Below are 10,829 nucleotides of genomic sequence, written 5' to 3'. Positions count from 1 at the left end.
AAAAGGCAGAGTTTCTGCCATCAGCGCCACAGCAAGAAAGCTTGCAGTCATCATTTGGAATATGGTCGTAAAAGGAATTCCATATGAAAATCCCGAAGGCTATCTTTTCTTGGATCAAAAAAGAAAGTTGGGCTTAGTTAAGAGAATAAAAAAACAAATCGATAAATTCGGTCTGACTAATGAGGATTTAGGCCTCGAAATCAGCTCAAATTGAGGGAWTTTRTTTACGTTAGTCAGAATGCTAAAAACATCAACAATAAACAATGAGACTAATAATTATAAAAATTAAAAACTTCAGAAGCTACCAGGAACCAATTGAAATACCAGTTGGTGACCTGACAACTTTAGTTGGTAAAAATGACATAGGAAAATCCACAATCTTGGAAGCCCTTGATATCTTCTTTAATAAGGGGAAAGGTGCAATAAAAATGGATAAGGATGATGTAAACAAGACTTGTCTAGCTAGTGGAGATAACACAAGTGAAATATCTCTAATTTTTGACCAGTTCCCTAATTCAATTGTTATTGATAGTACATATGAAACGTCTTTAGAGAGTGAATATCTTTTGAATGTAAATGGTCATTTAGAAATAATAAAACGGTACAATAATGGTGGAAGTGAGAAAATATTTATAAAAGCTAACCACCCAACAAATGAAAATTGCACAGAACTTCTTCTAAAAACACAAAGAGCACTTCAAAAAATAATTACTGATAATGAAATAGAATGTGAAAACCGGACTATAAATGCAATAATGAGAGCAGCTATTTGGTCTCACCATTCAGAAAATCTTGGCCTAGCAGAAATTGAAATTGATGTTACGAAGGGGGAAACGAAATCAATTTGGGATAAACTAGAAAACTACTTACCTATTTACACACTTTTCCAGTCCGACCGTAAAAATAGCGATGGAGACAATGAGGTTCAAGACCCTTTGAATGAAGCGGTAAGGCAAATAATGAATGATAGTCAAATTCAGGAAACATTGGCAGGGGTGGCAGAACTTGTTGAAGGAAAGTTAAAAGAAGTTGCAGGTTTGACTTTAGAAAAACTACGCGAAATGAACCCTGAAATTGCTGATAGTTTGAATCCTGTTATCCCCTCATCAGACAGTTTAAAATGGAATGACGTTTTCAAGAAGGTTTCCATAACAGGTGACGAAGATATTCCTATTAACAAAAGGGGGAGCGGTGTAAAAAGGCTTATTCTTTTAAATTTCTTTAGAGCAGAGGCTGAGCGTAGACGAATAGAGAGAAACGTCCCAAGTGTCATTTATGCGATTGAAGAACCAGAAACATCACAACACACAGCTCATCAAAAATTATTAATTAAAGCATTAATTGAGTTGTCGGATGCAGATAATACCCAAATTTTATTGACTACACATAGCCCAGTTATAGTAAAAAAAATGGATTTTGAACACTTGAGGCTAATACAGATTAGAGAAGGAGGAAAGACGGTAAATTCAGTTTCACCAGGACAACTTCCTTATCCGTCTCTTAATGAAGTGAATTTTACTGCATTTGAGGAAGTAACAGAAGAATATCATAATGAATTATATGGGTTTTTGGAAAGTGAGGGTCTAATTAATGATTTTAAAGTTGGTAAAGAAACTATAGAATATATACGACTCAGACGAGACGGAACAACACTCAATGAAAAAAAGATACTTACTGAATATATTCGACATCAGATACATCATCCTGAAAACAATCATAATGTGAGATTTAGCGAAGAACAAATAAGTGAATCAATTAGACTTATGAGATCCTTTATTGACAATCAACATTGAAGCACGAAAGCACAATAGCGTGTATGTAGCAAAAGCGAAAGAGCCGTTTTTTTCAACGCTTTTTTTGGCAGTTCAAAATTAACAACTATTTTCATTAACCTTTTTCGTTAATAATATTTATCTTTGCAGTGGAAATAAATTACAAAAGCAGAAAACTCGAAAAGCAACTAACCGACCCAAAGGAGATGGCAAAATCTTTTGGACAGTTGGCTCGCAAGGTGAACCAAAGGCTGAAGGACTTAACCGATGCAGACAATTTAGCGATTATGAGAACCATTCCGGCAGCAAGATGCCACGAACTGACAGGCGACCGCAAAGGTGAATTAGCGGTGGATGTTTCAGGTAATTACCGAATGATTTTTGAGCCACTACACGATCCAATACCCACAAAAGACGATGGCGGTTTGAATTGGGAAGAAGTCACCAAAATTCAGATTAACGAAATTGAGGACTACCATTAACAAACAGAATAAAACAAACAACATGGCAACGACACTTGAAATAGCAAAATCATTACTCTCCCCTCCTGGTGACACTATTCAGGAGCATATAGATTTTATTGGCATGAGCCAAGCTGAACTTGCCGAAAGAATGGGAAGACCTAAAGAGAAAATTAACGACATTATTAAAGGAAGAGAGCCAATCACAACGGCAACGGCTTTTCAGTTAGAAAAAGTATTGGGTATTCCTGCAAGCTTTTGGCTGAATAGAGAAAAGACATACCGAAAAGAATTGTATGAATTACAACAGCAGGAAGAACTTGAAAAAGAGAAAGGTTGGTTGGTTGCATTTCCTGTAAATGAAATGAGAAAATTAGGTTGGTTGCCAGATACAAGAGAAAAACACGTTTTGGTGGATAGTCTACTAAAATTCTTTTGTGTAGCAAGTACAGATGAATGGGAACGCATCTACATCGACGAAGAAGTTTCGGTTGCGTTTAGGGTTTCTTTGGCTCATACACAAAGCCCACACGCTATTTCTGCATGGTTACGCAAAGGTGAAATTCAAGCCAAAGAAATCGAAATTGCAGAGTTTGATAAAAAGAAATTTAAAGACGCTTTATCTAAAATAAAAGAACTGGCATTTTTGATGCCTGATGATTTCACACATCAATTGCAGAGCATTTGTGCCCAATGTGGTGTAGCAGTTGTATTTACACAAAACTTACCGAAAGCACCCATAAGCGGAGCGACTCGTTGGTTTCACAACAAACCTATCATTCAACTTTCGGGAAGATTTAGAACCAACGACCATTTTTGGTTTACCTTTTTCCATGAAGCAGCACACATCATTTTGCATGGTAAAAAAGACATTTTCTTAGAGAATGTAAAAGGAACAGAAATAGACCAAGAAAAAGAAGAAGAAGCCAATGCTTTTGCAGCCAAAATATTGTTGACGGAAAATGAACAGCAGCAAATTATTGATGCAGCACCATTAGATGAAGAAATGATACATGCCTTTGCCAATAAATTCAGAACTCCAACAGGAGTGATCATTGGCAGGTTACAACATTTAAAACTCATACCATTTCATATTGGCAATGGGTTCAGACAAAAAATTGATTTGTTTAATTAAAGATTTTACAGCGAATAGATGCCAACATTACACTGGATAGGAAAAGATAAAGTGGTGAGCCACCATCAAGATGTGCCATACCGAGTTTTGGAACACAAATACGGATTTGCAGCAGGAAAAGGAGAACAATCAGTGCCGACCAACAGCGGAAATAAAATCATACACGGGGACAACCTTGAAGCACTCAAAAGCCTACTTCCTGAATACGAAGGAAAAATAAAGTGTATCTACATTGACCCACCATACAATACAGGCAACGAAAGTTGGGTATATAACGACAATGTAAACCACCCCAAAATAAAAAAATGGCTAGGCGAAGTGGTAGGTAAAGATGGCGAAGACCTCACCCGACACGACAAATGGCTGTGTATGATGTACCCACGATTAAAATTATTGCATAAACTATTGGCAGATGATGGGGCTATATTTATAAGTATTGATGATAATGAACAAGCTAATTTGAAATTGATTTGTGACGAGATTTTTGGTTCAAATAATTTTGTTTCAAATATTATTTGGAGGTCGAGTGATAACAGTAATAATGATTCAAAACAGTTTTCAGTTGATTACAATCACACTTTAGTCTTCTCAAAAAGAAGAAATTGGTTATCAAATAAACTTTTAAGAAATGCTCAACAGTCTTCACACTATAAAAATCCAGACAATGACCCAAGAGGTCCATATTTTGATGGCAATCCTATTTCATCCCCAAATTACAGAGAAAATTTATGTTATGATTTAGTAACTCCTGATGGAAAAATAATTAAACATCCAAAAAATGGTTGGAGATGGAGTAAAGAATCTTTGGAGTATAAGCTTAATACTGGAGAAATTCGTTTTAACGAATCCTATACTAATATTAAAAGAAGAACGTATTTAAACGAACAAAAAGGGCTTCCGCCTTCGAATCTTTGGATCGATTTAGAAGAAACTGGTCATAATCGAAATGCAAAATATGACTTGGTTAAAATATTTGAAGAATCATCAAGTAAAAATGTTTTTCAAACACCAAAACCATCAAAATTTATTGACAAAATTATAAAAGTTTGTTGTGGTAAAAGCGACATCATTCTCGACTCCTTTGCAGGAAGCGGCACTACGGCTCATGCAGTATTGAATTTAAACAAACAAGATGGTGGCAATCGTAAATTCATTTTGGTAGAAATGGAGGATTACGCCAATGAAATTACAGCCGAAAGAGTAAAGCGAGTAGCCAAAGGATATGGTACTGGGGCAAAAGCAGTAGCAGGCACAGGCGGAGCATTTGACTTTTACGAACTCGGTTTGCCATTATTTGATGAAAACCAAAACCTAAACGAGAAAGTTGGCTTGACAAAAATCAAAGAATACATTTGGTTTTCAGAAACCCGAACTTCTTTTAGTGAAAGGTTAAACGCAGAGGTGCAAAGTTCGCAAAGCATAAATGAAGATTACAAACTGGGAGTAAAGGATGGTACAGTATATTATTTCATTTATGAAAAAGATAAACTGACTACGCTAGACTTTGATGCTTTGGAACTTATCAAAACCAAAGGCGAGCAATATGTAATCTATGCCGACAATTGCTTGTTACCAAAGGATTTTATGGCTAGGAAAAACATCATTTTCAAGAAAATACCTCGTGATATAACAAGGTTTTAGATTATGGTTGCGTTAGAAAGAAAATTATTTCAGGATTTGGCTCAAGTCATTGAGCAAGGCAAACAACAAGCCGTTAGTCAAGTGAATAGCGTGCTTACCCTTACCTATTGGCAAATTGGAAAACGAATCAATGATCATATGTTAAATAATGAAAGGGCTGGGTATGGAGAAAAAGTGGTGGCAAATGTTTCAAAACAATTAGAACAACAATTTGGAAAAAGTTTTACGCTAAGAAATGTAAGACGAATGGTGCAGTTTGCAGACGAATTTCCAGACATTGATATTGTGACACCATTGGTGACACAATTAAGTTGGTCTCATTTCTTGCAATTGTTTCCCCTGAAATCGAAAGCACAAAGATTCTTTTAGGCCCAGAAAGCCATAGAAGAAAGGTGGGGTAAAAGAGAACTACTTGAAATGCACAAAGATGGCATTCTTGTAGCAGAATATTGGACAGAATTACCTCCTAAAAAACAATTGGAAGAAAAATTACATCGAGCCTTGATAGCAACAAAGGCAAGAATTGAAAGCAAAAAAACATTGGAATAATGGAACTGAAATCATATCAACGAAAAGTAATTGAGAATTTGGAAGAATACTTAACCTATGTTCAAGAGCATAAAAGTTTAGCCAAAGCTTTCAATCAATATTGGGAAGATAAAATCGGCCCATACAATCCGTTAGATGGTACAGGAATGGAAGCCTACAAAAACAACATACCCAATGCAGCCCACGTTTGTGTCAAAGTACCTACAGCAGGAGGCAAAACCTTTATAGCTGTTAATGCTTTACATGCCATTTTTTCTGCTTACGATTCTGCAAAACCAAAAGCCGTAATTTGGTTAGTGCCTTGGAGTAATCTTTTACAACAAACTGTAAATACCCTTTCCAATCCCGAACACCCATATCGTCAAAAACTCAATTCGCTTTTTAACAACAGAGTAGAAATTTATCAAAAAGCTGATTTATTACAAGGTTCAAATTTCAACCCAACAGTGGTAAAAGACCAGTTGAGCATTTTTGTAATGAGTTTTGCTAGTTTAAGAGCGAATAACAAAGAAGATAGAAAAGTATTTCAGGAAAATGGACAATTAGAATCTTTTGTTTCGCAATACAAAAACAGCGAACATATTTTAAGTGGTGTGGACGATACCGCACTAATCAATGTTTTGCGCTACCTCAATCCTGTTTTGGTAGTGGATGAAAGCCACAACGCAGAAAGTGATTTGAGTGTTGATATGCTCAAAAACTTAAATCCGTCATTCATTCTTGATTTAACAGCAACGCCAAAGGACAATAGCAATATTGTTAGCCTTGTTCCTGCCATAGAGTTAAAAAAGGAACATATGGTTAAGCTTCCTGTAATCGTGTATAACAACCACGACAAAACGGAAGTCATCAACAATGCTTTGCATTTGCAGCGCAAATTGGAAAACCTTGCAAAAAAGCAAGAAGCCGAAGGCGGTAAATACATCCGCCCAATTGTATTGTTTCAAGCACAACCAAAAACCAAAGACGACAACACCACTTTTGAAAAACTGAAAGAGCAATTATTAGGTCTAGGTATTCCCGAAAGTCATATAAAAATCAAAACTGCCAATATTGATGAATTAAAAGGCATTGACTTGATGGCGGCGGCGTGTGAAGTTCGTTATATCATTACCATCAACGCATTAAAAGAAGGTTGGGATTGTCCGTTTGCATACATTTTGGCATCATTAGCAGATAAATCAAGCTCGGTGGATGTGGAGCAAATTTTGGGTCGTGTTTTACGTCAACCTTATGTACAGAAACACAAATCATTTCAATTAAACCTTTCTTATGTGCTTACTGCATCTGCCAAGTTCAATGAAACTTTACAGAGCATTGTAAAAGGGTTACAAGAATCAGGTTTTAGCGAAAAAGACTATCGCAAAGTCGATAAAATGACCGAAGAAGACCTGTCTGCCGAACAGGCAGGAAAGAAAACTGTTTCTGTTGACCCAATAGAATCTTTCCTTTTCCCAGAGCAACAAACCGGACAGAAAGAAGAAACTATAGATAAAAATAGAGTAACATTTGACCCAAATGCTGATATTGACCAAACTGAAACTACACCAGTGATTGAAGAAATTGAGGCCATTGCGGAAGAACAAAACCGACAATTAGAAGAGCAAATAAAGGAACAGGAAAAACAACCTGTTGATGAAAATATATTCCAAGAAATGGGTACTAAAGTAAAACGCTATAAAGTCAAAGAATCAAACAAAGATTTTATTGACAAAATTGAGTTTCCGCAGTTCTTTATCAAAGTTACAGCAAGTGATATTTTCGGAACAGAAGAGGAATTACTAAATCGTGAATCATTGCTAAAGGATTTTAAACTTTCAGATGAAGATATCAAGATTGATTTTGACCAAATTTCATCTGATTTGTATAAAATCGACTTAGAAGAATCGAAAAAAAACGAATACAGACCATCTTTTACAAAAATCGAAGACAATATGGTAAAAGACCCTATTGCAGAATACATTTTAGCTAAACCCAAAGACAATCAAATAACAGACATCACGCATCAAATGATGCAGATTATTGGAAACATGTACCCAATACCTGATCAAGAAATCAAGGTTTACATTGGACGTATTTTGAACAGTATGAACGCCGAACAACTCCGAGATATTTTGGTAAGAAAATGGAGTTATACAGACAAGATTAAAAGCAAAATCCGCCAATTGGCAGATGCTTATGCAGAAGGGCGTTTCATGGACTTATTGAAATCTAAAAAAATAAACACCAAAGCAAATTGGAAGTTGGGCAATGAAATTGTGCCAGGCAAAACAGGCTCATCCATCGGAAATTCACTTTATGAAAGGGAAGGCTCCATGAACAATTTTGAAGAGCGTGTTGCAATGGAAATTGGAACTTCTTCAAATGTTGCTTTTTGGCATAGAAACTTAGAACGTGGTAAAGGTTTTTACATTAACGGATTTAAAGCCAACCACTATCCTGATTTAATTATGCAGACAAAATCGGGCAAAACCATTTTAATAGAAACCAAAGGCGACCATTTAGATGGTTCAGACAGTGAAGCAAAATGCCGACTTGGAAATGAATGGGAAAGACAGGCGGGACAAGACTTTGCATATTTTATGGTATTTGACAAAAATGAAATAAAAGGAGCGTACACCTTAGACAAAGCAAAAGAATTGATAAGCAAAATGTGACAACCTCGCTTTTACCCATGAATTTTTCGATTGGGTCGAAATGACTGCTACTAAGTCATCTCGAACGAAGAGAGAGATCTCGTCTTGATTTAATTAAGGTTGCTTGAAATACGACCAGTTTTTACAATGTCAGTACGAGATTTCTCCCGATGGTCGAAATGACCGCTACTAAGTCATCTCGAACAAAGTGAGAGATCTCGTCTTGATGTAAATAAGGTTGCCTGAAATATGACCTGTTTTTAGAATGTCAGCACGAGATTTCTCCCGATGGTCGAAATGACTGCTACTAAGTCATCTCGAACAAAGTGAGAGATCTCGTCTTGATTTTTGAGGGTTTTCTGAGATGATGGGTTTTTTGGGTTATATAGTCACAAATGAACTGTGGCTTTTTATTTGCTTTGTATTTTTCTAATTTTACAACCTAACATTTAATTTATATGAAATCAATACTACCTTTTTTATTTATTTTAGTTTTTGCAGGTGGGCTTCCGGAGGGATGCGAAGTGAAACAGATTACTCAAGATGATACAGGTATCAATCCTGATGGTGGAATCAACCAAACCAGTGATAGCGATAATCAGGGGATTGGCGCCAGAACAGTTGCTTCTTCAAGTGAAGCCATGGTAGGGGTTTATTTTATGCCTTCTTGGAATGTATCCACAGATCCCAATAGGGATATTGATAGCTTTTGGCCATGTTTGTATAAGCCTGAAGACTGCGGTTTCACTAATAATACAGGTATGTGGGGTGCTAGAGGTCGCGTTTACAACAAAAATTATCCTTATGAAGGTCCTTTTTTGGAAAGAAAGCCACATAGCAGTTTGGGGGGATTTTACAAAAGAGATGATCCTAAGGTAGCCAGAAAGCAATTGGAGTATATGAAGAGTTATGGAATAGACTTCTTTGCATACAATTGGTTTTTTGGTAGGCACTATTATTACCACTTAGGCTTTGCCCCACAGGCTAATACATATTATCCAAAGGGATGGAAAGTTGATAATTCGAATTATAAGAGAGTGGCAGTACCAGGTATTGAGCAGTGGGAGGATCAATTGACGGTTTTGTTGCGCGAGAATGAAAAACTTCCAGAGTCTAAGCAAATGAAGTGGGCAATCAATTGGTGTGATGACGATGATGCCAAATGGCTACTTTGGTTGGATGTTGGCTCACCAGAAAGTATAGCAGCCAAAAGAAATGTAGCTGGTGAAAAAGCTGATAAGGCATCCTATCTGCAAGTTCATGACAAAATCACCATGCTTTGGATTGATAAATATTTTAAAAGAAAAGACTATCTGAAAGATCCGATTGGAAGACCTATTGTCTATTTTTATTTCCCACACGATACAGAAGCGAGGGCTGCTTTTTACGGGATTAGTATGAAAGAACTGCTCGATAGGTCAAAGGCTTTGGCTAGAAAGGCAGGATTTCCAGGGATCAAATTTATAGCAACTACTTCCGGCGCAATGACACAGGCAGAAATGCCCTATGCAATGCATACAAAATGGGTCGCCAATAATCCTAGAGAACCATGGAAGGGTGGTAGATACACTGACAAACTGCTTTTTCAAGATTACGCCAAAAGGCTAAAGGGGATGGGATTTGAAGGATTGACCTCTTATATCTATCATACCTATGAAAATAAAGCAAATTGGAGCTATGATGATATGAGGAAGAATTACAGAAGTCATTGGGAAAAATGGACTCAAGAATTTAAAAATGACCCTAGCTTCGAGTTTCAGCCTCCCGTAGCTATGGGTTGGGATATGAGACCAATGGGAGGGACGTGGCCGCAGCAAACTGGTGTGCCTAGCGAACCTGGCAAAGACAAAGTTCATAGCAACAAATCTACTTTTAAGGCTAAGCTAGAAGAAGCAAGATTGATTGCTGACCAGAATAAAGCTACGAATGGCAATACGGTAATGGTGTGTTGTTGGAATGAGTATTTGGAAGGCAATTACATTGAGCCTACTGAAGGTCATAAATTTGATTATTTGGAGGCTATAAGGGAGGTTTTTTCTAGAAAATAGCTATTGTCATCTCGAACAAAGAGAGAGATTTCGACTTGATTTAATTAAGGATGCCTGAAATACGACCTGTTTTTACAATGTCAGTACTAGATTTCTCCTTTCGTCGAAATGACTGCTACTAAGTCATCTCGAACGAAGAGAGAGATCTCGTCTTGATTTAATTAAGGTTGCATGAAATACGACCAGTTTTTAGAATGTCAGCACGAGATTTCTCCCGATGGTCGAAATGACTGCTACTGAGTCATCTCAAACGAAGCGAGAGATCTCGTCGTGATTTAATTAAGGATGCCTGAAATACGACCAGTTTTTAGAATGTCAGTACGAGATTTCTCCCGATGGTCGAAATGACTGCTACTAAGTCATCTCGAACAAAGAGAGAGATCTCGACTTGGTTTAATTAAGGTTGCCTGAAATACGACCTGATTTTACAATGTCAGTATGAGATTTCTCCTTTCGTCGAAATGACTGCTATTAAGTCATCTCGAACGAAGAGAGAGATCACGACTTGATTTAATTTAGGTTGCCTGAAATATGACCTGTTCTTGCAATGTCAGTACGAGATTTCTCCCGATGGTCGAAATGACTGC

7 protein-coding genes and 1 pseudogene are annotated in these 10,829 nt (G+C 36.9%); all 8 read left to right on the top strand.

Features of this window, described 5'->3' with window-relative positions; genetic code table 11:
* A pseudogene (locus MM213_RS02290) lies at window positions 1-214 on the top strand (IS110 family transposase); the annotation flags it as partial.
* 49 nt (window positions 215-263) lie between these two features.
* On the top strand, window positions 264-1,793 hold the full coding sequence (locus tag MM213_RS02285) for an ATP-binding protein (RefSeq protein ID WP_241409774.1): 1,530 nt from the start codon (window positions 264-266) through the stop codon (window positions 1,791-1,793).
* Between the two features lie 185 nt (window positions 1,794-1,978).
* Window positions 1,979-2,254, top strand: a complete 276-nt coding sequence (locus tag MM213_RS02280; RefSeq protein ID WP_241409772.1) for a type II toxin-antitoxin system RelE/ParE family toxin — start codon at window positions 1,979-1,981, stop codon at window positions 2,252-2,254.
* A gap of 22 nt (window positions 2,255-2,276) precedes the next feature.
* Window positions 2,277-3,368 (top strand): ImmA/IrrE family metallo-endopeptidase, encoded by a 1,092-nt coding sequence (locus MM213_RS02275; RefSeq protein WP_241409770.1) that lies wholly within the window; start codon window positions 2,277-2,279, stop codon window positions 3,366-3,368.
* An 18-nt stretch (window positions 3,369-3,386) separates the two neighbouring features.
* Window positions 3,387-5,009, top strand: coding sequence for a site-specific DNA-methyltransferase (locus MM213_RS02270; protein WP_241409769.1), 1,623 nt, complete (start codon window positions 3,387-3,389; stop codon window positions 5,007-5,009).
* 3 nt (window positions 5,010-5,012) lie between these two features.
* A complete protein-coding gene (locus tag MM213_RS02265) occupies window positions 5,013-5,378 on the top strand; it encodes a DUF1016 N-terminal domain-containing protein (RefSeq protein WP_241409767.1) in 366 nt (121 codons plus the stop codon).
* Between the two features lie 179 nt (window positions 5,379-5,557).
* The gene (locus MM213_RS02260; RefSeq protein WP_241409765.1) at window positions 5,558-8,215 is read left to right on the top strand and encodes a DEAD/DEAH box helicase; all 2,658 of its coding nucleotides are present in this window, start codon (window positions 5,558-5,560) and stop codon (window positions 8,213-8,215) included.
* Window positions 8,216-8,652: 437 nt separating this feature from the next.
* Window positions 8,653-10,242 (top strand): glycoside hydrolase family 99-like domain-containing protein, encoded by a 1,590-nt coding sequence (locus MM213_RS02255; RefSeq protein ID WP_241409763.1) that lies wholly within the window; start codon window positions 8,653-8,655, stop codon window positions 10,240-10,242.
* The last annotated feature ends 587 nt before the right edge of the window (window positions 10,243-10,829 follow it).

The sequence above is a fragment of the Belliella alkalica genome, assembly GCF_022549785.1.
Taxonomy (GTDB): domain Bacteria; phylum Bacteroidota; class Bacteroidia; order Cytophagales; family Cyclobacteriaceae; genus Belliella; species Belliella alkalica.
Note: the sequence above shows the minus strand (reverse complement) of the source record. Positions and strands in the feature narration are given on the sequence as shown.